We start from the raw sequence: 22,059 nt of genomic DNA on the forward strand, positions 1-22,059 counted from the left end.
CGGAGGAACCGTCTCTCGACGAACAGTGCTTGCCATGGGAGGGGTGGCGGGGCTGGCGGCGGCGATCTCCGCATGCACGCCCCATTCCCCTCCGAACAGTGCATCGCCACGTGCCATGAGCGCGTCTCCGACGCCAGGGTGGAAGGTGGTGTGGGAGGACGACTTCTCGGCTGGCCTGAATCCCGAGGTGTGGACGCCTGAGGACTCCGGCGGCAATCGGGACCTGAACGAGCAGCAGTTCAACGATCCGCGAATGGTCGCGATCGAGGGTGGCAACCTCGTGCTGCACGCCCGTCAGGAGGAGATGGACGGGTATCCCTTCATCGCCGGGAGCATCTCCTCGAAAGGCAAAGTCACTGTCGGACCCTATGGTCGCCTCACCACTCGTCAACTCCTCGGGCCAGGACAGGGCGTGGGGTTCGGCGTGTGCCTCTACGGCGCCGACATCGATTCCGTGGGCTGGCCCGCGTGCGGCGAGATCGACGCCACGGAGATTGCGCTTGGTCGCCCTACGGCGCCGTTCGCCTCCATTCACGGCCCGGGCTATTCCGGCGAGTCACCGATTTCGACCACTGGTACAGTGCCCTCGCTCGTCGATCGGTGGGCGGAGCATGTACTCGAGTGGGAGCCAGGTCGTATCATGTGGGCGATCGACGGGCAGGTGTACCACGTCGCAGAGGCGACCGACTCGCGCGCCCAGGGTGGTTGGCCCTTCGACCAACCGTTCTTCATCACGATCGTGATGACGGTCGGCTCCTTCCTCTCCGGTCCGGTCGATCTGAACACGTGGCCCCACGACGAATCCGGCGCGCTCGAGACGTACGCGGCCGTGCAGTTCGTCCGGTTCGAGCAGCGGGTCGAGTAGTGACGAAGTCGGGTGATCTCGATACGCTCGCTGGCGCTCGCTACTCGATCAGCGGTTCACTCACGCGTAGAAGCCGCGCAGCAACGCTTCCGTGCCCTCGAGGTGTTCGGCCATGGCGCTCGCCGCATCTTCGGGGCTGCCGCGGAGGACCGCTCCGATGATCGCTCGGTGCTGCTCGTTCGAATGCGCGATGTTCGGCGCGAGCAGCGGGATGCCGTCGAGGAGTTCGTTGACTCGCATGCGCACATCGGCGACGAGCGGAATGACGCTCGGCGAGCCGAGCACCTCGGCGATCAGCAGGTGCAGGCGTGAGTCGGCCATGCGGTACTGGTCGCCGGTGGCCGACCGGCACTCCTCATAGGCCTGCCACAGTCGTTCTCGATCGTTGCCCGTGAGTTCGCTCTCTGCGGCCCGGTGCGCTGCGCCGACCTCGATCACCGACCGCAGCGCGAGGGTGTCCTCGAGGCGGCCCGCGGCGACGAGGGGGTCGTCAGCGGTGCCGGCCGTCGCAGGCAACGCCGCCGGCAGCTCGTGGGAGACGAACGTGCCGCCGTAGCGTCCGCGGCGTGCAACGACCCATCCGGCGTCGGCGAGGGAGGCGATCGCCTCGCGGAGCGTGTCGCGGCTGACCTCGAGCATGCTCGCCAGCTCGCGCTCGGCAGGCAGACGCTCGCCGGGGCCGATGAGGCCGAGCCGGATCGACTGCAACAGCCGCTGCACCGTCTCCTCGAACGCGTTGGCGGTGCGCGCCGGGGTGAGCAGGAGCCCGGCGCTCAGCACATCGGCGGGTTCCGCCTGTTCATCGTCCACCCCGTCGGTCATGTCTCGAGCCTAGAGCGGGGTGACGTACGCCGAGCTGATGCCGCCGTCGACGAGGAACGTCGAGCCGGTGATGAACGAGGCGTCGTCGCTCGCGAGGAACGCGACCGCCGCCGCGAGCTCCTCGGGCTCGGCGAAACGGCCGACGGGGATGTGCACGAGTCGGCGTTGCGCACGCTCGGGGTCTTTCGCGAAGAGCTCCTGAAGCAGCGGCGTGTTCACCGGCCCGGGGCAGAGCGCGTTCACGCGGATGCCCTGGCGAGCGAACTGCACGCCGAGCTCGCGGCTCATCGCGAGGACGCCGCCCTTCGACGCGGTGTACGAGATCTGCGAGGTCGCCGATCCGAGCATCGCGACGAACGACGCCGTGTTGATGATCGAGCCGCGGCCTTGCGCGACCATGTGCCGCAACGCAGCCCGGGAACATAGGTAGACCGACTTCAGGTTGACGTCTTGCACCTTCTGCCAGGCCGGGAGTTCGGTCGTCTCGATCGAGTCGTCGTCGGGCGGGGAGATGCCGGCGTTGTTGAACGCGATGTCGACCGACCCGTACACCCGCGCGGCCTCGTCGAAGAGATGGTTCACCTGATTCTCGTCGGTCACGTCGACCTCGATGAACAGTCCGCCGACGAGTTCGGCGGCGGCCGGTCCGGCCGTGACATCCGTGTCGCCGATGACGACCGTCGCGCCCTCGGCGGCGAGCCGCTTCGCGGTTGCAAGCCCGATGCCCGATGCGCCGCCCGTGATGACGGCGGTGCGGCCGCCGAGACGCTGACTGAGGTCGATGCGAGGGAGGTCGGTCATGGTGCTCCTGTCGTAGGTTCGGGGTCTCGATACGCTGCGCTACTCGACCGGCGGAAAGTCGACGGCGATGAAGACGTTCTTGGTCTCGGTGAAGGCGAGAGGCGCGTCGGGCCCGAGCTCGCGGCCGAGGCCCGATTGCTTGAAGCCGCCGAACGGCGTCGAGTACCGCACCGAGGAGTGCGAGTTCACCGAGAGGTTGCCGGATTCGACAGCACGGGCGACGCGGATGCCGCGGTTGAGGTCGCGGGTCCAGATCGAGCCCGACAGGCCGTACTCGCTCGCATTCGCGAATCGAACGGCGTCGTCTTCGTCGTCGAACGGGAACACCGAGACGACGGGGCCGAAGATCTCCTCGCGTGCAGTGCGTGCATCCCGCGACGGGGTGAGCACCGTCGGCGGGAACCAGAAACCCGGACCGCTCGGAGCGCTCGCTCGGAACGCGAGCTCCGAGTCATCCGGCACGAACGAGCGCACCCGCTCGAGGTGTGCGGCCGCGACCAGCGGGCCCATCTCGGTCGACTCGTCAGCGGGGTCGCCGACCCGTACCCCGGCGACAGCCGGCTCCAGCAGCTCCATGAACCGTTCGTAGACGCTGCGCTCGACGAGGATCCGGCTGCGCGCGCAGCAGTCCTGGCCGGCGTTCTCGAAGACGCCGTAGGGCGCTGTGGCCGCTGCTCGTTCGAGATCGGCGTCGGCGAAGACGATGTTCGCGCTCTTGCCGCCGAGCTCGAGGGTCACGCGTTTCACCTGGTCGGCGCACCCCGCCATGATGTGCTTGCCGACCTCGGTCGAGCCGGTGAAGACGATCTTGCGAACGGTCTCATTCGTCACGAACCGCTCGCCGACGACCGAGCCCTTGCCGGGGATCACCTGGAAGAGTCCATCGGGCAGGCCTGCCTCGAGACCGAGTTCGGCGAGGCGCAAGCTCGTCAGCGGCGTCCACTCGGCTGGTTTCAGCACGACGGCGTTGCCGGCCGCGAGCGCCGGGGCGAAGCCCCACGAGGCGGTCGTCATCGGGAAGTTCCACGGCGTGATCACCCCGACGACGCCGAGCGGCTCCTGGAACGTCACATCGAGGCCGCCCGCCACCGGGATCTGCCGGCCGAAGAGCCGCTCAGGGGTGGCCGAGAAGTACTCGAGCACGTCGCGCACGTGACCCGCCTCCCACCGCGCCTGGGTGATCGGATGCCCCGAATTGCGCACCTCGAGCGCCGCGAGCTCTTCGACCGCGCCGTCGACGGCATCGGCGAACCGTCGGAGCAGCCGGGCCCGGTCGACAGGTGCGAGTCGTGCCCAGTCGCCCTGGGCTGTGGCGGCGCGCGTGATCGCGGCATCCGTCTCGTCGATCGATGAGGCGGCGACCGTGGTCACGACGCTCTCATCGGCGGGGTTGATGATCGTGTGAGTCGTCACGATGCCGTCCTCTCGGAATCGGTGCTGGCCCCGGCCGTGCGGGCAGCGCGATGTTCGCGGGCGGCGTCGACGAGTCCGGCGAAGAGACGGCGGTCGGCCGCGTTCTCTTCGGGATGCCACTGCACGCCGATTCCGAACGGCACGGTCTCGAGCTCCACGGCCTCGATCACGCCGTCGCCGGTGCGCGCGGTGACCCGTAGGCCGGGCGCCACCTCGTCGAGCGCCTGGTGGTGGTACACGTGGATCGGCAGGGGAGCAGCCGCATCGCCGAGCACTGCCGCGAGCCGGGAATCGGGTTCGACCGCTGCCTCGGTTTCGCCGAACCGCGCCGGTGCGGGCTGGTATGCGTCACTGCCGACCACGTCGGGCAGGTGTTGCACGAGTGTGCCGCCGAGCGCGACATTGAGTATCTGCACCCCGCGGCAGATGCCGAGGAAGGGCAGCTCGAGCTCGATCGCCGCCGTGAGCAGGCGGTCCTCCCAGTCGTCGCGGTCGGTGCGTGGAGCGCCGGTGCGTTCGTGTGGAACCTGTCCATAGCGTGCGGGGTCGACGTCGGCGCCGCCCGAGACGATGAGCCCGTCGAGAGCGCCGAGCACGGTTCGTGCGATCTCGTCACTCGCAGGTTGGGGCGGGAGCAGCACGGCGATGCCTCCGGCATCGGTCACGGCGTCGATGTAGACCTTCGGCAGGAATGAGGCGCGCACGTCCCAGACACCGGTCTTCGCCTGCTCGAGATAAGTGGTGACGCCGATAACCGGTACGGATGCCGCGGCCCCCACCGCAGCATCCGTACCGTTCCCCGCGTCCCCCCGGGTCGTGGCGTGCCCGTTCGGCTCAGAGTCGTTCGAAACCACGAACCCGCTCCCAATCGGTGACGGCCGCATCGTATGCGGCGAGCTCGATGCGCGCGTTGTTCAGGTAGTGATCGACGACCTCGTCGCCGAAGGCCGCGCGCGCGACCGCAGATTCGGCGAAGAGCGCGGCCGACTCGCGGAGCGTCGCCGGCACGCGCGCAACGTCGCTCTCGTAGGCGTTGCCCTCGAACACGTCATCGAGTTCGAGCTCGTTCTCGACGCCCGCGAGTCCCGCTGCGATGAGCGCGGCGACCGCGAGGTACTGGTTCACGTCGCCCCCAGGCACGCGGTTCTCGACGCGCATACCGAGCCCGTGCCCTACGACGCGGAGCGCGCACGTGCGGTTGTCGAGCCCCCATGCGATCGCGGTCGGCGCGAACGAGCCCGCCACGTATCGCTTGTATGAGTTGATGTTCGGCGCTGAGAAGAGCGTGAGTTCGCGCATTGCGGCGAGTTGGCCCGCGAGGAACTGCCGGAAGAGCTTCGACATGCCGTGCGGGGCATCCGGGTCGCTGAAGACCGCCTCGCCATCCGCACCGCGCAGCGAGATGTGGATGTGGCAGCTGTTGCCTTCGCGTTCGTCGAACTTCGCCATGAAGGTGAGGGACTTGCCGTGCCGGTCGGCGATCTCCTTCGACCCGTTCTTGTAGATCGAGTGGTTGTCGCATGTGCCGAGCGCGTCCGTGTAACGGAAGGCGATCTCCTGCTGGCCGAGGTTGCACTCGCCTTTGACCCCTTCGCAGTACATTCCGGCGCCGTCCATCGAGTTGCGGATGTCACGGAGCAACGGCTCCATGCGGGTCGAGGCGAGCAATGCGTAGTCGATGTTGTAGTCGCTCGCCGTGGCGAGGTCGCGGTACCCCTTGCGCCAGGCTTCCCGGAACGAGTCGTCGAAGACGATGAACTCGAGTTCCGTGCCGACGAACGCGGAGAGCCCTCGCTCGTCGAGACGTTCGAGCTGTCGCTGCAGGATGCGTCGGGGGGAGGCCTCGACGGGCGTGCCGTCGAGCCATTGCAGGTCTGCGGTGACGAGCGCGGTGGCTTCGAGCCAGGGAGCCATGCGCAGCGTCGAGAAGTCGGGGATCATCGCCATGTCGCCGTAGCCGTGCTCCCAGCTCGACATCGCGTAGCCGTCGACGGTGTTCATCTCGACGTCGACCGCGAGCAGGTAGTTGCAGCATTCGGCACCATGCTCGGCGACATCGTCGAGGAAGAGTCGTGCCGAGACGCGCTTGCCGACGAGACGACCCTGCATGTCGGTGAACGCGACGATGACCGTGTCGACGTGCCCGTCGGCGATCGCGCCGCGCAGTGCATCGAGGGTGAGGTATCCGGTGGGTGCCGACATCCGTTGGCGCCTCCTCAGTCCGTGAATGGTCGGTTGTGCCGACCATTACATCACACAGCTGATCGATTCAGACAGGCTCGGGCGCCGGAAACGCGGGCGCACTTCAACGAGTTCGTTCGAGAAAGGTCTGTACGAGCAACCATTGGGCGCTCTATAGTCGGGCCAACGCATCCCACCCCCGCGCCGCCTCGGTTGCGCGCTTCGAGAGAGCAAGGGAACCGCCATGACCAAGGACACGCTCAAGGTCTCCGGAGTGAAGTACACGACCGCAGAATCCGGATACTTCGAGAAACGCCGACTCACGAGAACGGCAGGGGTCTGGGGCCTCTGGGGCCTCGCCGTGGCCGCGGTCATCTCGGGCGACTTCTCCGGCTGGAACTTCGGCATCGACTTCGCCGGCTTCGGCGGCATGCTGATCGCCTTCGCCGTGCTCGTCGTCATGTACTACGGTCTCATCTTCTCGATCGGTGAGATGTCATCGGCAATGCCGCACACGGGCGGCGCCTACTCGTTCTCGCGTGCCGCGATGGGGCCATGGGGCGGATTCGTCACCGGTCTCGCCGAGACGATCGAGTACGTTGCGACGACAGCCGTCATCGTCTTCTTCTCGGGCGCGTACGCCGACGCGATCACGAGCGAACTGCTCGGCTTCTCGATGCCGCAGTGGATCTGGTGGGTTCTCCTCTACCTCGTGTTCATCGGTATCAACGCGGCCGGGGCGAACATCTCGTTCAAGTTCGCGATCGTCGTCTCGATCATCTCGATCGCGATCCTGCTCGTGTTCAGCGCGATGGCGATCTTCTCGGGCCAGTTCTCGTGGGACAAGCTCTTCGACATCGCCCCCGATGCCGGACAGACCGCGTTCCTGCCGCACGGCGTGCTTCCGATCCTCTTCGCGCTGCCATTCGCGATGTGGTTCTTCCTCGGCATCGAGGAGCTGCCGCTCGCGGCCGAGGAGTCGAAGGACCCCGTCCGCGACATCCCGAAGGCCGGCCTCATCGCGCGCGCCACGCTCATCGTCACGGGTCTCCTGGTGCTCTTCCTGAACACCGGAGTCGTCGGAGCCGAGGCGACGGGCGTGGCCGGGGAGCCCCTCCTCGACGGATTCCGGGCGATTGTGGGCGACGAACTCGCCGCCGTGCTCGCGCTCTTCGCGCTGATCGGGCTCCTCGCATCGCTGCAGGGCATCATGTTCGCGTACGGGCGCAACATGTATTCGCTCTCCCGTGCCGGGTACTACCCGAAGTTCCTCTCGCTCACGGGCAAGCGGCAGACACCGTGGGTCGCGCTCGTTGCGGGCGCAGTCATCGGGTTCGTCGCGCTCCTCGTGCTCGACGTGCTCGCCCAGGTCGACGCAGAGGGGGCGGGCGCGGTCGCCGGCGCGATCGTGCTGAACATCGCCGTGTGGGGAGCCGTGCTCGCCTATCTGCTGCAGATGGTTGCGTTCGTGATCCTCCGCCGCAAGTACCCGAACGCGAAGCGCCCGTACCGCAGCCCGTGGGGCGTACCCGGAGCCGTGGTCGCGGCGGTCATCGCCGCGCTCATCTTCCTCGGCTTCCTCTTGAACCCGACCTTCGTGCCGGCGATCATCGCGATCGGCGTCGTCTACGCGGTGATGCTCGCGAGCTTCGCACTCTGGGGGCGGCACCGGCTCATCCTCTCGCCTGAAGAGGAGTACGCCGTGTCGGGCGGCCTGCACGGCGACCCGCAGGCCGAGGGTTACGGCGGACAGGTCGAGAGCGAATTGCTCTCGGCCGACGGCATCGACGAGTCCGACCGCCTCTGAGCAGCTCCGTCGGATCGGGGCCGGGAGAAGCGGCGTCCGCGGCGATAGGCTCGATGCAGAAGCAGCACGCGGCGATCCCGCGGGCGAACAGGCGATGGAGCCGGCTGCGGGTGCGTCACATCCTGACGTGCACCCGAGCCCATTGTTGGAGGAAGAAATGCACGAGCCCGAGACGGCCGACGACACGTACACCGACACCGCTCCGATCCCGTCACCACCCGACGTACCGACCCGCACCGAGACCGACTCGCTGGGCTCGCTCGAGGTGCCGGCAGACGCGTACTGGGGAGTGCACACCAAGCGGGCGCTCGAGAACTTCCCGATCTCCAAGCGCCCCATCTCGGTCTACCCCGACCTTGTCGTCGCGCTCGCCTCCGTCAAGCAGGCCGCGGCACGAGCGAACCGCGAGGTCGGAGTGCTCACGGCTCAGAAAGCGGAATGGATCGACGAGGCCTGCCAGCGGATCCTCGACGGCGAGCTTCATGAGGAGTTCGTGGTCGGCGTCATCCAGGGCGGCGCCGGCACGTCGACGAATATGAATGCCAACGAGGTCATCGCGAACCTCGCCCTGGAGATCGGCGGCTACCCCAAGGGCCGCTACGACGTGCTGGACCCGATCGACGACGTCAATCGCAGCCAATCGACGAACGACACCTATCCCACCGCCGTCAAGCTCGCGATGACCTTCTCGCTCACCACGATGTTGCGTGAGCTCGATCTGCTGCGCGTCGCGTTCGGCCGCAAGGGCCAGGAGTTCCACGAGGTCTTGAAGGTCGGGCGCACGCAGCTGCAGGACGCCGTGCCGATGACCCTCGGCCAGGAGTTCCACGGCTTCGCGACGACGCTCGGCGAAGACTACGAGCGACTGAGCGAGACGATCAAGCTGCTCTCCGAGGTGAACCTCGGCGCCACCGCCATCGGCACCGGCATCACCGCCGACCCCGGCTACGCGGCCGCGGCGGTGCGCCACCTCAGCGCGATTACCGGGCTACGCCTCGAGACGGCGCCCGACCTGATCGAGGCGACGAGCGATACCGGTGTGTTCATGACGTTCTCGAGCGCGCTGAAGCGCAGCGCGATCAAGCTGTCGAAGATCTGCAATGACCTTCGCCTGCTCTCGTCCGGCCCGCAGGCCGGGTTCGGCGAGATCAACCTGCCGCCCAAGCAGGCCGGTTCGAGCATCATGCCGGGCAAGGTCAATCCCGTCATCCCCGAGGCGGTGAGCCAGGTCGCTTACGCGGTGGCCGGTGCGGATGTCACGGTGATGATGGCGGCCGAGAGCGGCCAGTTGCAGTTGAACGCGTTCGAGCCGGTGATGGCCCACTCGCTGCTGCAGTCGATCACGTGGATGCGGCAGGCGTGCTGGACGCTCCGGGTGAACTGCGTCGACGGCATCACAGCCAACGTCGACCGGCTCGAGGCCATGGTCGCTTCGAGCGTCGGCGTGATCACCGCGCTCATCCCGTTCATCGGCTACACCGAGGCATCCACGCTCGCGAAGCTCGCTTTGAAGACCGGACGACCCGTCGCCGACCTGGTCGTCGAGGCCGGGCTCATGACTCGCGAGGCAGTGATGGCCCAGTTGCTGCCCTCCAAGCTCTCGGGCATGCGCCCGATCACGAAGGCGATCCCGTTGATCGACCTGCAGGGCGAGCCGAGCGAGTAGGCGGATGCTTCCGGGCACGCCCGGGACACCCTCAGGGCTGCACCTCGCGCGCGAGTCTGATCAGCCGAGCGAGGCGCGCAGTGCCGTGAGACCGGTCGTGAGCGCGCGCCGCGCGTCGCCGCCGATCGAGGCGAGGCGGGACTGCACGGCGCCGACGACGAACGGCGTCGCCCGGGTCACCAGCGCGGTGCCCGCCTCGGTGAGGGTGATGAGCGAGGATCGGCGATCGCTCGGGTTCGCGACGCGTCGCACCCAGCCGTCGCGCTCGAGGCGGTCGACTGATTTGCTGACCGCTCCGACGGTGATGCCGATCTCATCGGCGATGTCCTGCACGCGGCATCCGTCGACCGAGTCGATCACCCGCAGCACGTCGTAGCTCGCCAGGTGCACGTCGTGCTCTTCGAACAGCTCGCTGTCGAGCTGTTCGAACCACCGGGTCTCGGCGCGCACGAGGTCGAAGAAGAGGGCGAGGTCGTCAGACACAGATGTATTCCTAAGAAATAGATTGACAGGAAGCTAATTGCTCATACTATTGATTCCTAGTAATCAATCTACGACAGGAGCAGCAGGATGTCACGCCTCGAGTTCGACCGGTTGTCCGAGTCCTACGCGCTTTCGCGCTTCGCTGCCGACGCGACCGTCGCCGAGATGCGCATCGCCTTCACCGAAGGCGAGGTCGCCGCGCCCGACGGATTCGCCACTCGCCACGTCGCGATCGGCGAGCGTTCCGCGATCGAGCTCGTGCCCGGCGACGGCGGGGGAGCCGGGGCGCTGCTCTACCTGCACGGCGGCGGGTACGTGATCGGTTCGGCGGCGACCGGTGTGGGCATGGCGGCGGCACTCGCCCAGCGCACGGGTACGACGGCGTACTCGTTCGACTACCGTCTCGCGCCCGAACACCGCTTTCCCGAGCCCGTCGACGATGCGTTCGCCGCCTACCGCGAGCTGTTGGAGCGATTCGGCGCACGGAGCCTGATCGTCGCCGGTGATTCGGCGGGCGGGGGCCTCGCGATCGCGACCCTTCTCGCGGCCCGCGATGCCGGCCTCGGGATGCCCGCCGCGGTCGCGGTCTTTTCGCCTTGGGTTGATCTGACGCTGAGCGGTGACTCGTTCTCGGATCGGGTCGGCGATGACCCGCTCTTCGATCAAGACGACCTGCGCGGATACGCCAACCAGTACCTGCCCGAGTCGGGGGCGGCCGACGCCGCGGCGTCGCTGCTCGCGAGCCCCGTCTTCGCGAGCCTGCGCGGCTTGCCGCCGATGCTCGTGCAAGTCGGCAGCCGGGAGCTGCTGCTCGACGACGCGGTCAGGCTCGTCGCCAACGCGGCGCACGACGACGTCGACGTCGTGCTCGAAGTCGCGGCTCGGGCGCCCCACAACTACCAGACGGCGCTCGGCACGCTCGATGCGGCCGGGGTCGCGCTCGATCGTGCGGGCGACTTCCTCCGGCGCCGCCTCTCGGCCGGTGAACTCGTCGGCTGAGCGGGGTTCGCCAGCGCCTCAGACGACGCGGCAGTGCGTCGTGAGCGAGCCGATGCCCTCGATCGTGACGGTCACGGTCGAACCATCGCGCAGGAAGACCTGCGGGTTGCGCGAGTACCCGGCGCCGCCGGGGCTGCCGGTGGAGATGAGTGTGCCGGCCGGAATCGTCGCCGATCGCGAGAGGTAGGAGATGATCTCGGCGACGCCGCGCACCATCTCGCTCGTCGAGGCATCTTGCAGGATATGACCGTCGAGGTTCGTCGTGAGCCACAGGTCTTGCGGGTCGGCGACTTCGTCGGCGGTCACGACGACGGGCCCGGTGGGGGTGAACCCGTCGAACGACTTGCAGCGTGACCACTGCGCTTCGCTGAACTGCAGGTCGCGCGCGGTGATGTCGTTGACGACGGTGTAGCCCCACACGTAGTCGAGGGCGTCGCGCACGTGCACGCCTCGCGCCGGCCGGCCGATGATGACGCCGAGCTCGGCCTCGTAGTCGACCTGCGTCGTGAGGTCGTCGGGCCACGTGGTCGTTGCGCCGTGACCGGTCAGCGAGTTCGGCCAGAGCGAGAAGATCGTCATCGCCGTCTCAGACCGCAGTTTCAGCTCGGAGGCGTGCGCGGCGTAGTTCGCACCGATCGCGATCACCTGCGCCGGCCGCAACACGGCAGAGGAATGCCGGAGCTCAGTCACTGGCGTCGTGTCGTTGCCGAGCGCGACAACTGAGTCGACCACCTCGCGCACTTCGGCGAGGCCCTCGGCGCCGCGTTCGATGAGATCTTGCAAATCGCGCGGCGGCTGTTGCATGCACTCGTCGAGGAAGATCGCGGAATCCGCGACCACCGCCGCGAGTCGAGGGATCGTCTGGCCTTCGACTCTCAGGTGCGCGAACTTCACTTGTTCAGGCTATCGGGCGACTCGGCCAATGCGATGTGCGCGATGTACAACGAACGTCGCTTCGAGCACCCTCGCGTCGACAAGACGATCACGCGAACGGATGCCGCGTCAGCTCGCCGCCGGTCGCAACCGCAACTCCTGCATGCCCCCATCGACGGCGATCGCGACTCCGGTCGTCGATCCCGAGGCGGGGCTCGCGAGGTACGCGACGGCTTCGGCGACCTCGTCGGCCGACACCAAGCGCCCGTGCGGTTGGCGTGCTTCGAGGGCGGCGCGCTCAGCGGCGGGGTCATCGGCGGAGGCGAGCAAGCGGCCGATCCATGGGGTGTCGGCGGTGCCCGGGTTGACGGCGTTCACGCGGATGCCCTCGCGCAGGTGGTCGGCGGCCATCGCCCGGGTGAGCGCCGCGACGGCGCCCTTGCTGGCACTGTAGAGGGCGCGCTCCGGCAGTCCCGCCGTCGACGCGATCGACGCGGTGTTGACGATCGCGGCGGCGGGGGAGTCGCGGAGGTACGGCAGGGCAGCACGAGCGACGCGCACCATGCCGACGACGTTGATGTCGAGCACCCGGTGCCACTCGTCGTCGGGGTTCGCCTCGATCGTGCCCTGCGCGCCGATGCCGGCGTTGTTCACGACGATGTCGATGCGGCCGAGCTCTGCGACCACGCGCTCGACGCCGGCCCGCACGCTGGTGTCATCGGCCACGTCGACGTCGACGGCCAGATCGGCGTGGGCCGCGGCATCCGGCTGCAGGTCGAACACGACGACGCGGGCACCGCCTCTCTGTAGGCGGGCTGCGATCGCGGCTCCGATGCCGGATGCCCCGCCGGTGACGATCGCGACGAGGCCGCTGAATTCGTTGCTCATGTGTTGGAACCTTTCGAGTCGGTCAGGTGATTCGGTTCGGGCGCATCGGGTCAGGCGATTCGGGTCGGGCGGATCGGGTCGGGTGATTCGGGTCGGGCGGATCGGGTCAGGCGGATCGGGTCAGGCGGCCCGGGTCAGGCGGCCCGAATCAGGATGAGACGTACTGCTGGCGTTGCCGGCCGAGACCTTCGATCTCGAGTTCAACGACGTCGTCGGCGGTGAGATAGGGGAACCGGCCCGAGAGGGCGACGCCCTCCGGCGTGCCCGTGAGCACGAGGTCGCCGGGTTCGAGGGTGAGGTACTGGCTGAGCGTCCACACGATCGTGTCGACGTCGAAGATGAGGTCGCTCGTGCGCGAGTCCTGTCGGGGCTCGCCGTTGACGAAGCTCGTCAGACGCAGATCGTCGGCGTCGAGCTCGTCGTCGGTGACGAGCCACGGGCCGGTCGGGCAGAACCCGGGCGCACTCTTGCCCTTCGACCACTGGCCACCCGAGATCGCGATCTGCCAGTCGCGCTCGGAGAGATCGTTCGCCGTGACGTAGCCCGCAATGTGCGCGCGGGAATCGGCGGGGGAGTCCAGGTAGCTCGCGCGGCGACCGATCACGACGCCGAGCTCGACCTCCCAGTCGGTCTTCTCGCTGCCGCGGGGGATCGCGACGTCGTCGTACGGGCCGACCACGGTGTTCGGTGACTTCATGAACATGACGATCTGCGTGGGCGGCTCGGAGCCCGATTCGGCAGCGTGTGCGGCGTAGTTCATGCCGATGCAGTACACCGCCGAGGGGCGGGCGATCGGAGCCGCGACTCGAAGGCTCGAGGCATCCTGCAGCTCGGGGAGTTCGCCGCCGCCAGCCGCGACCCGAGCGCGCTCGATACCGTCGCCGCCTAGGAAGCGGCCGTCGATGTCGGCGGTGATCGAGCGCAGGTCGAGCGCGCGGTCGCCCTCGATGATGACGGGGATCTCGGTGCCGATATTGCCGAGCCGGGCGAATCTCATGCTGGTCTGCTCCATTCGTGGCTCTGCGTGAACATCTGAAGTCTGGGTGAGGCGCAGGCCGATTCAGAGAGATTCTTGCATATCTCCGCGCGGTTGACAGGAGAGACATCGGATGTTTATGCTCAGGATCGCCACGACTCAGGATCGCCACGACTCGGGGGCGCCACGACTCGGGTCGCCAGGAAAGGACGTCATGAGCACCATCGTCAGAGTTGATACCCGGGACATCCGCTTCCCGACCTCCCTCGAACTCGACGGTTCGGACGCGATGAACCCCGACCCCGACTACTCGGCGGCGTACCTCACGATCCGCACGGACGCCGCTGACGGCCTCGAGGGGCACGCATTCGTCTTCACGATCGGGCGCGGCAACGATGTCGAGGTCGCGGCGCTCGACGCGCTCCGCGGCCACTTGCTCGGCCAGGATGTCGAGGCACTGCTCGACGACATGGGCTCCGCTTGGCGCCTGCTCGCCCACGACTCGCAATTGCGCTGGCTCGGCCCCGAGAAGGGCGTCATGCACATGGCGATCGGCGCGGCGATCAACGCACTCTGGGACCTCAAGGCCAAGCGAGCAGGCCTCCCGCTCTGGCGCCTGGTCGCCGAGCTCTCGCCCGAGCAGCTCGTCGCGCTCGTCGACTTCCGCTATCTCAGCGATGCGATCACTCCGGATGAAGCGCTCGAGCTGTTCCGCGCGGCAGAACCCGGTCGCGCCGAGCGAACGGCCGAACTCCTCGAGATCGGCTACCCCGCATACACGACGACGCCCGGCTGGCTCGGATACTCCGACGAGAAGCTCGACCGGCTCTGCCGCGAGGCGGTCGCCGACGGCTACCCGCAGATCAAGCTGAAGGTCGGCGCCGATCTCGCCGATGACATCCGCCGGCTCGGCATTGCACGCGCCGCCGTGGGCGACGGATTCCCGATCGCCATCGACGCGAACCAGCGGTGGGACGTCGACGCGGCGATCGAATGGGTCAACGCGCTCGCAGAATTCGACGTGGAGTGGATCGAAGAGCCCACGAGCCCCGACGACATCCTCGGGCACGCGGCCATCGCCCGCGGCGTCGCGCCGATCAAGGTGGCGACGGGCGAGCACGTGGCGAACCGCATCGTCTTCAAGCAACTGCTGCAGGCCGGCGGCATGCACGTCATGCAGATCGACGCTACGCGCGTCGGCGGCGTCAACGAGAACATCGCGAACCTGCTGCTGGCCGCCAAGTTCGGCGTGCCCGTCTGCCCGCACGCCGGTGGTGTCGGGCTCTGCGAGGCGGTGCAACACCTCTCGATGTTCGACTACGTCTCGCTCTCGGGCACGATGGAGGGACGCATGATCGAATTCGTCGACCACCTCCACGAGCACTTCGTCACCCCGGCCGTGGTGCGTCGCGGCCGGTACCTCACGCCCACCACGCCCGGAGCGGGCACCGAGATGCTCGCGGCATCCGTCGACGAGTACACGTGGCGCGGTGCGCAGGTCGGGGAGGTGACTGCATGACCGTTGACGTCACCTCCGCCGAGCGGCTCGGCCCGCTCGGCTACGGCGCGGCCTCGGTCGGCAACCTCTACCGCGAGGTGAGCGACGCGCAGTCGGAGGCCGCGCTCGCCGCGGCATGGGACAGCGGCATCCGCTACTTCGACACCGCACCGCACTACGGGCTCGGCATCTCCGAACGGCGACTCGGCTCCTACCTCGCCGCGAAGCCCCGCCAAGACTTCGTGCTCTCGACGAAGGTCGGGCGAGTGCTCGACCCGAACCCCGACTTCGCCGGCGGCGACGACCTGGCGTTCGACTTCGCCGTGCCGAACAGCACGGTACGCCGCTTCGACCCGAGCGAGGCCGGCATCCGCCGAAGCCTCGAGGACTCCCTCGAACGCCTCGGTCTCGACCGCATCGACATCGCATTCCTGCACGACCCAGACGTCTACGACCTCGATCGAGGCATCGGCGAGGGGCTGCCCGCGCTTGCGAAGCTTCGCGACGAAGGCGTCGTCGCCGCCATCGGCATCGGCACCAACTCTGCGGATGCCGCGGCGCGCGCGGTTCGCGAAGGCGACCTCGACCTCGTGATGATCGCCGGGCGCTACACGCTGCTCGAGCAGCCGGCGCTCGCCGAGCTGTTGCCGCTGTGCGAGCAGCGCGGGGTCGGCGTCGTCGCCGCCGCCGTCTACAACTCCGGCCTGCTCTCGACGTCGAGACCGGGGGAGGGTGGCCGCTACAACTACGGCGCGGTGCCGCCCGAGGTGCTGGCGCACGCCACCCGGCTCGCCGAAGTCTGCCGCTCCGAGGGCGTCGAGTTGCCGGTCGCTGCGCTGCAGTACCCGCTCCGGCACCCTGCTGTGCGATCGGTCGTCGTCGGCTCGGCGCGCCCGGCCGAGATCGCCGAGAACGCCGCTCGGGTGCACGCACCCGTTCCCGACGCCCTGTGGATCCGACTGCGCGACGAGGGGCTCATTCCGTGACCCCGCCAGCCCGCACGATCGACGCGCACCTGCACCTCTGGGATCGCTCGGTGAGCGTCTACGCGTGGATCACGCCTGAGCTCGGGCCGCTCGATGCGGATTTCGGGCCCGAACAGGCGCGGGCGGAACTCGCTGCCGCGGGCATCGACGCTGCCATCCTCGTGCAGGCCGATGACTCGCTCGCCGACACGCGATTCATGCTCGGGGTCGCCGCGCATCACGACTGGGTGGCGGGCGTCGTCGGCTGGGTGCCGCTCGACGATCGCGCCGCGGCGTTCGCAGCGCTCGACGCGCTCGAGGGGGAGACCGCGCTCCGCGGCATCCGTCACCTCGTGCACGACGACCCGCGCGACGGGTTCCTCGAGCTGCGCGGCGTGCGCGCCTCGCTCGCCGAGGTCGCCCGGCGCGGCCTCGCATTCGACGTGCCCGACGCCTGGCCGCGCCACCTCGGCGCGGCGCGGCGACTCGCACTCGCGATCCCCGAGCTCACCGTGGTGATCGACCACCTCGCCAAGCCGCCTGTCGGCCGCGGCGACTTCGACGCGTGGCGACGCGAGTTCGAGGCGGTCGCCGCGCTGCCGAACACGGTCGCGAAGTTCTCGGGATTGCACCTGCCGGGAGTGCCGTACGGCAGTGCGACGGTGCAGCCGCTCTGGGAGATCGCGCTCGAGTCGTTCGGGCCGGCTCGCCTGATGTACGGCGGCGACTGGCCGATGTCGGTGCCCCACGGCGGCTATCAGTCGACGTGGGCGGTCATGAGCGGATGTCTCGCCGAGCTTGCTCCGTCCGAGCGAGACGCTGTGCTGGGTGGCACTGCCGAACGCGTGTATTCGCGCGAGTAATCGGATGTCTTTCGCTATTTGAATACAGAGCGGCAACAAATCGGGGTGAAACCCGCTGAAACATCGGATGAGTAGTACACTCATCCCGAATCTCAAGGAAGCGAGGCGCACGTGCTGAGTGGCATCAACCCGATCCTCGGCGGCGAACTGCTCGCCGCGCTCGATCGGCTCGGTCACGGCGACGAACTCGTCGTCGCCGACGCGAACTTTCCCGCCCACCGGGTCGGGGCACTGGTGGTCGAGGCCGCGGCACTCGACGCGGCCGACGTGGTCGCCGCGATCCGCACCGTCGTCCCGCTCGATACCTACGAGGGCGCTGCAGTGCTGCTCATGGCGGCCGAGGGTGGCGAGCGGCTGCCCGTGCAGCACGAACTCGTCGCGGCTGCCGACGCGGCCGCCGACCGGGTCGAAGAGCTCGAGCGATTCGCCTTCTACGACCGGGCCGCCGCGGCGCAACTGATCGTGCGCACGGGAGAGCTGCGACCATACGGCAACATCGTGCTGCGCAAGGGCGTCGTGAACGCGTACACGCCGACCGGGGCTGCGCGATGAGCGCACATGCCGACGCTGCGACCCCGCTGCTCGACCTCGAGGGGGTGAGCAAGGGCTTCCCCGGCGTTCAGGCGCTCGCCGATGTGCGACTCGACCTCCGACACGGCGAAGTGCTCGCCCTCGTCGGCGAGAACGGCGCCGGCAAGTCGACGCTCATGAAGCTCCTCGCGGGCATCTACACGCCCGACGCCGGCACCTTCCGCCTGAACGGGAAGGAACTCACGATCGAAGGGCCGCGCCATGCTCAGGAGCTCGGCATCTCGATCATCCACCAGGAGTTCAACCTCATGCCCGACCTCACGGTCGCGCAGAACATCTTCATCGGCCGCGAGCACCGGGCCGGCGGCCTGTTCCTCGACGAGCGAGCCCTCAACCGGCGAGCCCAAGACCTCTTCGACCGACTGGGGCTCGCCCTCGACCCCACCGAGCGGGTCGAACGGCTCACGGTCGCGCGACAGCAGATGGTCGAGATCGCCAAGGCGCTCTCGTTCGACGCGAAGGTGCTCATCATGGACGAGCCCACCGCCGCCCTGAACGACACCGAAGTCGATGTGCTCTTCGAGCTGATCCGGCGGTTCCGCACTCCAGACACGGGCGTCATCTACATCTCGCACCGCATGGAGGAACTCGCGCGCATCTCCGACCGCATCACGGTGCTGCGCGACGGCCGGTACATCGGCACGCGGGTGACCGCCGAGACCGAGCCGCGAGAGATCATCTCGCTCATGGTCGGACGCGAGATCTCGGGCGAACAGCGCCCGCCTGTCGCGACGGGCAGCGGCGAGCCCGTGCTCTCGGTGCGCGGGCTCACGACGAAGCACCTGCTGCGCGACGTCGGCTTCGACGTGCGCGCCGGCGAGATCCTCGGATTCGCGGGGCTCATGGGCGCTGGTCGCACCGAGGTCGCCCGTGCCATCGTCGGCGCCGACCGCATCGAGTCCGGGGAGATCCTCGTGCACGGCCGGCCGGTGACGATCGGGAATCCCGCAGAGGCTGCTCGGCTCGGCATCGGGTACCTCTCCGAAGACCGCAAGCAGCTCGGCGTACTGCTCGAGCGAAGCGTTCGCGAGAACATCGTGCTCGCCTCGCTTCGCGACTACGTCTCGGCGTTGGGATTCGTGAACGGCTCGCGCATCGAGGCCACCGGACGCGAGTACGTCGAGAAGCTCCGCATCAAGACGCCGTCGACAGCGCAGCTCGTGAAGAACCTCTCGGGCGGCAACCAGCAGAAGGTCGTCATCGCGAAGTGGCTCGCGAAGGACTGCGAAGTGCTCATCTTCGACGAACCTACCCGCGGCATCGACGTCGGTGCCAAGGAGGAGATCTATGCCCTGCTGCGCCAGCTCGCCGACCAGGGCAAGGCGATCATCATGATCTCCTCCGAGCTGCCAGAGGTGCTCCGGCTCTCCGACCGGATCGCCGTCATGGCCGAGGGACGCCTCACAGCGGTGCTCGACAACGTCGAGGCGACGCAAGAGAACCTCATGGACTACGCCACCCGATTCACGAGCGAAGGAACGATCGCACGATGAGCCCGACGACGACGCAACCGCCAGCACCGACCCCGTCGACGACGGCATTCGCCGCGGTCGAGGCCGGTACCCCCAGATTCGCGTGGCTGCGCGGTTCACTGCAGCAATTGCTCGCATTCGCGAGCCTCATCGTGATCGTCGCGGTGTTCTCGTTCGCGAGCCCGCACTTCTTCACGACGAACAATCTCGTCTCGATCCTGACCGCCGCGACCGTCACGGGCATCCTGGCGCTCGGCACGACCTTCGTGATCATCACCGGCGGCATCGACCTCTCGATCGGCACCGGAATGGTGCTCTGCGGCGTGATGGCCGGCGTCTTCCTCACCTACCTCGGCTGGCCGCTCTGGGCCGGCGTCGGGGCCACCATCCTGTTCGGTGGACTGATCGGCCTCATCAACGGCGTGAACGTCTCAGTGCTCGGCATCCCGCCGTTCATCGCGACCCTCGGCATGATGCTGATCGCGGCGGGCCTGTCGCTCGTGATCTCGGGCACCAAGCCGATCTACTTCAACGACACCCCCGAGTTCCAGTCGATCATGAACCTGTCGATCGTCCCCGGAATCCGGTTCCCGCTCGGTGTCGCGATCTTCATCGTCATGATCATCGTGGCCGCAGTGCTGCTGTCGAAGACGATCGTCGGCCGCTATACCTTCTCGATCGGATCGAACGAGGCGGCCACGGCGCTTTCCGGCGTCAACGTGCGCCGGTGGAAGATCGTCATCTACACGCTCGCGGGCCTGTTCGTGGGCCTCGCCGGCGTGCTGAGTGCCTCACGTCTCTCGTCGGCACAGCCCACCGGCGGCATGGGGCTCGAGCTCGAGGCGATCGCCGCCGTCGTCATCGGCGGCACCTCGTTGCAGGGTGGCAAGGGCTCCATCATCGGCACCGTGATCGGCGCGCTCATCATGGCGGTGCTCACGAACGGGCTTCGCATCATCTCCGTGCCGCAGGAGTGGCAGTCGGTCGCCGTCGGCATCGTCATCCTCGTCGCCGTCTACCTCGACATGCTGCGACGCCGGCGGTCCTGACCCGCCGGCGCGCCCGGCACAACCCGCACCACCACGAATACCCACAACACCAAGGAGTGACATGTTCAAGAAGCGAAGGATGGGCGTGATCGTCGGCGCCGTTGCCGCAGCCCTCGTGCTCGCCGGTTGCGCGAGCGACGGCGGAGGTTCGGGCTCGGGAGGAGGCGACGGTGACAAGCCGTACATCGCGCTCGTCTCGAAGGGCTTCCAACACCAGTTCTGGCAGGCCGTGAAGTCGGGCGCCGAGCAGGCGGCGGAGGAATTCGACGTCGAGATCACCTTCGAGGGTCCCGACACCGAGGCCGACGTCGACCAGCAGATCCAGCAGCTGCAGACCGCGCTCGACAAGAACCCCGCGGCGATCGGGTTCGCGGCCCTCGACAGCCAGGCGGCCGGTCCACTGCTGCAGCAGGCGAAGGACTCGAACATCCCGGTCATCGCGTTCGACTCGGGCGTCGACAGCGACGTCCCGCTCACAACCGCAGCGACCGACAACCTCGCCGCTGCCGCTGAGGCTGCCAAACACATGGCCGAGGCCGTCGACCACGAGGGCAAGGTCGCCCTCGTCGTGCACGACCAGACCTCGGTCACCGGCCAGGAGCGTCGCGACGGCTTCGTCGACTACATGGAGGAGAACGAGCCGAACATCGAGATCGTCGACGTGCAGTACGGCGGCGGCGACCAGGCGAAGTCCGCCGACCTCGCAAAGGCGATCCTCGCGGCCAACCCCGACCTCAAGGGCATCTACGGCTCGAATGAGGGTTCTGCGATCGGCGTCGTGCAGGCCGTGAAGGAACTCGGTATCGACCCGAGCCAGCTCGTCGTGGTCGGGTTCGACTCCGGCAAGGCGCAGATGGATGCGATCCGCGACGGCCTGATGACCGGCGCGATCACGCAGAACCCGGTCGGCATCGGCTACGAGACGGTCAAAGCCGCGGTCGAGGCGCTCGACGGCGAGGAACTGCCGAAGACGATCGATACGGGCTACTACTGGTACGACGCGTCGAACATCGACGACGACGAGATCCAGGCCGTGCTCTACGAGTAGGTTCCGGAAGTCTCGGGGCGTCGGCTTCGGCCGGCGCCCTTTCGCGTGCGCAGAGCGCCCTTCCCGGAACGCGCTCAGAACACCGTGCTCAGAGTGCGGCGCGGAGCCACTGCTCGACACCGCTCACGTGCACCACGGTGAGCGCCGAAGCGAGATCGGCATCGCCCGCGACGATCGCGTCGAGGATCGCATGGTGCTCGGAGAGGGTGCGCTCGACGGCGTTCTCCTGCGTGATTCCGCGCCAGATGCGGGCCCGCACCGTGTGACTCGACAGCGAGTCGATGAGGCTTGCGAGGTAGGTGTTGCCAGCGGCGTCGGCGATGCCACGGTGGAACTCGAGGTCGTGTTCGACGAGCCCCTCGACATCGGCGGCATGGTCGACGCTCGCGACGATCTCACGGAGGCGTTGCATGTCGGCGGCATCGGCGTTGCGGGCTGCGAGGGCCGTGGCCGCAGGTTCGAGGATGCGGCGAACCGCGAAGATCTCGAGCACCGAATGATCGTCGTGCAGGTCGACGACGAACGACATCGCCTCGAGCAGCAGTCGCGGTTCGAGGCTCGTGACGTAGGTGCCGTCGCCGCGGCGCACATCGAGCACTCGGATCACTTCGAGTGCCTTGACGGCTTCTCGCAGTGAGGAGCGCGAGAGGCCGAGCCGTTCGCTCAGCTCCTTCTCGGGGGGCAGCCGATCCCCGGGCGAGAGCTCACCCGCGATGATCATCTCTTTGATGCGCAGAATTGCTTCATCGGTGACCGCCATGCCGAGATCGTACCGCGTCGGGGCGCACGCACGAGTACA

Annotated in this window: 21 protein-coding genes; 11 read left to right on the top strand and 10 right to left on the bottom strand. The window is 67.9% G+C overall.

Annotated features, from left to right (window positions below):
• The first annotated feature begins 115 nt into the window (after positions 1-115).
• Complete coding sequence (locus AC1C2U_RS15260; RefSeq protein ID WP_495362610.1) at positions 116-865, top strand: glycoside hydrolase family 16 protein; 750 nt, start codon at positions 116-118, stop codon at positions 863-865.
• Between the two features lie 60 nt (positions 866-925).
• Here the strand turns inward: AC1C2U_RS15260 and AC1C2U_RS15265 are convergent, their stop codons facing one another.
• Genes AC1C2U_RS15265 through AC1C2U_RS15285 form a run of 5 tightly spaced genes read right to left on the bottom strand, consistent with a single transcriptional unit; the run spans position 926 to position 6,103 of the window.
• Positions 926-1,687, bottom strand: coding sequence for a FadR/GntR family transcriptional regulator (locus tag AC1C2U_RS15265; RefSeq protein ID WP_495362611.1), 762 nt, complete (start codon positions 1,685-1,687; stop codon positions 926-928).
• Between the two features lie 9 nt (positions 1,688-1,696).
• Positions 1,697-2,488, bottom strand: coding sequence for a 3-oxoacyl-ACP reductase (locus tag AC1C2U_RS15270; protein ID WP_495362612.1), 792 nt, complete (start codon positions 2,486-2,488; stop codon positions 1,697-1,699).
• A 39-nt stretch (positions 2,489-2,527) separates the two neighbouring features.
• Positions 2,528-3,901, bottom strand: a complete 1,374-nt coding sequence (locus AC1C2U_RS15275; RefSeq protein ID WP_495362613.1) for an aldehyde dehydrogenase family protein — start codon at positions 3,899-3,901, stop codon at positions 2,528-2,530.
• Positions 3,898-4,755 carry a gamma-glutamyl-gamma-aminobutyrate hydrolase family protein gene (locus AC1C2U_RS15280; RefSeq protein WP_495362614.1) on the bottom strand — a complete coding sequence of 286 codons (858 nt, stop codon included), beginning with the start codon at positions 4,753-4,755 and terminating at the stop codon, positions 3,898-3,900. Before AC1C2U_RS15280 ends, AC1C2U_RS15275 begins: the two co-directional genes overlap by 4 nt.
• Positions 4,736-6,103, bottom strand: a complete 1,368-nt coding sequence (locus tag AC1C2U_RS15285) for a glutamine synthetase family protein (RefSeq protein ID WP_495362615.1) — start codon at positions 6,101-6,103, stop codon at positions 4,736-4,738. Before AC1C2U_RS15285 ends, AC1C2U_RS15280 begins: the two co-directional genes overlap by 20 nt.
• 223 nt (positions 6,104-6,326) lie before the next feature.
• Here AC1C2U_RS15285 and AC1C2U_RS15290 point away from each other — a divergent pair, with 223 nt between their 5' ends.
• Entirely contained in the window at positions 6,327-7,889 is a 1,563-nt protein-coding gene (locus AC1C2U_RS15290) for an amino acid permease (protein ID WP_495362616.1), read from the top strand.
• Between the two features lie 157 nt (positions 7,890-8,046).
• Positions 8,047-9,555, top strand: a complete 1,509-nt coding sequence (locus tag AC1C2U_RS15295; RefSeq protein WP_495362617.1) for an aspartate ammonia-lyase — start codon at positions 8,047-8,049, stop codon at positions 9,553-9,555.
• Between the two features lie 60 nt (positions 9,556-9,615).
• On the opposite strand, the gene AC1C2U_RS15300 is transcribed toward AC1C2U_RS15295, so the two are convergent.
• On the bottom strand, positions 9,616-10,038 hold the full coding sequence (locus tag AC1C2U_RS15300; RefSeq protein WP_495362618.1) for a MarR family winged helix-turn-helix transcriptional regulator: 423 nt from the start codon (positions 10,036-10,038) through the stop codon (positions 9,616-9,618).
• Between the two features lie 87 nt (positions 10,039-10,125).
• Here AC1C2U_RS15300 and AC1C2U_RS15305 point away from each other — a divergent pair, with 87 nt between their 5' ends.
• Positions 10,126-11,037, top strand: a complete 912-nt coding sequence (locus AC1C2U_RS15305) for an alpha/beta hydrolase (protein WP_495362619.1) — start codon at positions 10,126-10,128, stop codon at positions 11,035-11,037.
• Between the two features lie 18 nt (positions 11,038-11,055).
• Here the strand turns inward: AC1C2U_RS15305 and AC1C2U_RS15310 are convergent, their stop codons facing one another.
• The 3 genes from AC1C2U_RS15310 to AC1C2U_RS15320 all read right to left on the bottom strand — a co-directional run bounded on the left by AC1C2U_RS15310 (position 11,056) and on the right by AC1C2U_RS15320 (position 13,795).
• Complete coding sequence (locus AC1C2U_RS15310) at positions 11,056-11,931, bottom strand: fumarylacetoacetate hydrolase family protein (protein ID WP_495362620.1); 876 nt, start codon at positions 11,929-11,931, stop codon at positions 11,056-11,058.
• Between the two features lie 108 nt (positions 11,932-12,039).
• Positions 12,040-12,798, bottom strand: a complete 759-nt coding sequence (locus AC1C2U_RS15315) for an SDR family NAD(P)-dependent oxidoreductase (RefSeq protein WP_495362621.1) — start codon at positions 12,796-12,798, stop codon at positions 12,040-12,042.
• Positions 12,799-12,946: 148 nt separating this feature from the next.
• Positions 12,947-13,795, bottom strand: coding sequence for a fumarylacetoacetate hydrolase family protein (locus tag AC1C2U_RS15320; protein ID WP_495362622.1), 849 nt, complete (start codon positions 13,793-13,795; stop codon positions 12,947-12,949).
• A gap of 193 nt (positions 13,796-13,988) precedes the next feature.
• Here AC1C2U_RS15320 and AC1C2U_RS15325 point away from each other — a divergent pair, with 193 nt between their 5' ends.
• The 7 genes from AC1C2U_RS15325 to AC1C2U_RS15355 all read left to right on the top strand — a co-directional run bounded on the left by AC1C2U_RS15325 (position 13,989) and on the right by AC1C2U_RS15355 (position 21,260).
• The gene (locus AC1C2U_RS15325; RefSeq protein WP_495362623.1) at positions 13,989-15,293 is read left to right on the top strand and encodes an L-fuconate dehydratase; all 1,305 of its coding nucleotides are present in this window, start codon (positions 13,989-13,991) and stop codon (positions 15,291-15,293) included.
• Positions 15,290-16,258, top strand: coding sequence for an aldo/keto reductase (locus AC1C2U_RS15330; protein WP_495362624.1), 969 nt, complete (start codon positions 15,290-15,292; stop codon positions 16,256-16,258). The genes AC1C2U_RS15325 and AC1C2U_RS15330 overlap by 4 nt, the downstream gene beginning before the upstream one ends.
• The gene (locus AC1C2U_RS15335) at positions 16,255-17,100 is read left to right on the top strand and encodes an amidohydrolase family protein (protein ID WP_495362625.1); all 846 of its coding nucleotides are present in this window, start codon (positions 16,255-16,257) and stop codon (positions 17,098-17,100) included. Before AC1C2U_RS15330 ends, AC1C2U_RS15335 begins: the two co-directional genes overlap by 4 nt.
• 111 nt (positions 17,101-17,211) lie before the next feature.
• A complete protein-coding gene (locus AC1C2U_RS15340; RefSeq protein ID WP_495362626.1) occupies positions 17,212-17,652 on the top strand; it encodes an RbsD/FucU family protein in 441 nt (146 codons plus the stop codon).
• Complete coding sequence (locus AC1C2U_RS15345) at positions 17,649-19,184, top strand: sugar ABC transporter ATP-binding protein (protein WP_495362627.1); 1,536 nt, start codon at positions 17,649-17,651, stop codon at positions 19,182-19,184. The genes AC1C2U_RS15340 and AC1C2U_RS15345 overlap by 4 nt, the downstream gene beginning before the upstream one ends.
• The gene (locus AC1C2U_RS15350) at positions 19,181-20,212 is read left to right on the top strand and encodes an ABC transporter permease (protein ID WP_495362628.1); all 1,032 of its coding nucleotides are present in this window, start codon (positions 19,181-19,183) and stop codon (positions 20,210-20,212) included. The genes AC1C2U_RS15345 and AC1C2U_RS15350 overlap by 4 nt, the downstream gene beginning before the upstream one ends.
• A gap of 61 nt (positions 20,213-20,273) precedes the next feature.
• Positions 20,274-21,260 carry an ABC transporter substrate-binding protein gene (locus tag AC1C2U_RS15355; protein ID WP_495362629.1) on the top strand — a complete coding sequence of 329 codons (987 nt, stop codon included), beginning with the start codon at positions 20,274-20,276 and terminating at the stop codon, positions 21,258-21,260.
• Between the two features lie 88 nt (positions 21,261-21,348).
• Here the strand turns inward: AC1C2U_RS15355 and AC1C2U_RS15360 are convergent, their stop codons facing one another.
• Positions 21,349-22,020, bottom strand: coding sequence for a FadR/GntR family transcriptional regulator (locus AC1C2U_RS15360; protein WP_495362630.1), 672 nt, complete (start codon positions 22,018-22,020; stop codon positions 21,349-21,351).
• Positions 22,021-22,059 lie beyond the last annotated feature (39 nt).

Source organism: Agromyces sp. Y575 (assembly GCF_059445445.1).

Bases quoted from the DNA above. Each gene is read 5' to 3' on its own strand.
- AC1C2U_RS15320 (WP_495362622.1), bottom strand. From the start codon at position 13,795: ATGAGATTCGCCCGGCTCGGCAATATCGGCACCGAGATCCCCGTCATC.
- AC1C2U_RS15345 (WP_495362627.1), top strand. From the start codon at position 17,649: ATGAGCGCACATGCCGACGCTGCGACCCCGCTGCTCGACCTCGAGGGG.
- AC1C2U_RS15285 (WP_495362615.1), bottom strand. From the start codon at position 6,103: ATGTCGGCACCCACCGGATACCTCACCCTCGATGCACTGCGCGGCGCG.
- AC1C2U_RS15355 (WP_495362629.1), top strand. From the start codon at position 20,274: ATGTTCAAGAAGCGAAGGATGGGCGTGATCGTCGGCGCCGTTGCCGCA.
- AC1C2U_RS15295 (WP_495362617.1), top strand. From the start codon at position 8,047: ATGCACGAGCCCGAGACGGCCGACGACACGTACACCGACACCGCTCCG.
- AC1C2U_RS15350 (WP_495362628.1), top strand. From the start codon at position 19,181: ATGAGCCCGACGACGACGCAACCGCCAGCACCGACCCCGTCGACGACG.
- AC1C2U_RS15325 (WP_495362623.1), top strand. From the start codon at position 13,989: ATGAGCACCATCGTCAGAGTTGATACCCGGGACATCCGCTTCCCGACC.
- AC1C2U_RS15360 (WP_495362630.1), bottom strand. From the start codon at position 22,020: ATGGCGGTCACCGATGAAGCAATTCTGCGCATCAAAGAGATGATCATC.
- AC1C2U_RS15330 (WP_495362624.1), top strand. From the start codon at position 15,290: ATGACCGTTGACGTCACCTCCGCCGAGCGGCTCGGCCCGCTCGGCTAC.
- AC1C2U_RS15265 (WP_495362611.1), bottom strand. From the start codon at position 1,687: ATGACCGACGGGGTGGACGATGAACAGGCGGAACCCGCCGATGTGCTG.
- AC1C2U_RS15305 (WP_495362619.1), top strand. From the start codon at position 10,126: ATGTCACGCCTCGAGTTCGACCGGTTGTCCGAGTCCTACGCGCTTTCG.
- AC1C2U_RS15270 (WP_495362612.1), bottom strand. From the start codon at position 2,488: ATGACCGACCTCCCTCGCATCGACCTCAGTCAGCGTCTCGGCGGCCGC.
- AC1C2U_RS15260 (WP_495362610.1), top strand. From the start codon at position 116: ATGAGCGCGTCTCCGACGCCAGGGTGGAAGGTGGTGTGGGAGGACGAC.
- AC1C2U_RS15315 (WP_495362621.1), bottom strand. From the start codon at position 12,798: ATGAGCAACGAATTCAGCGGCCTCGTCGCGATCGTCACCGGCGGGGCA.
- AC1C2U_RS15290 (WP_495362616.1), top strand. From the start codon at position 6,327: ATGACCAAGGACACGCTCAAGGTCTCCGGAGTGAAGTACACGACCGCA.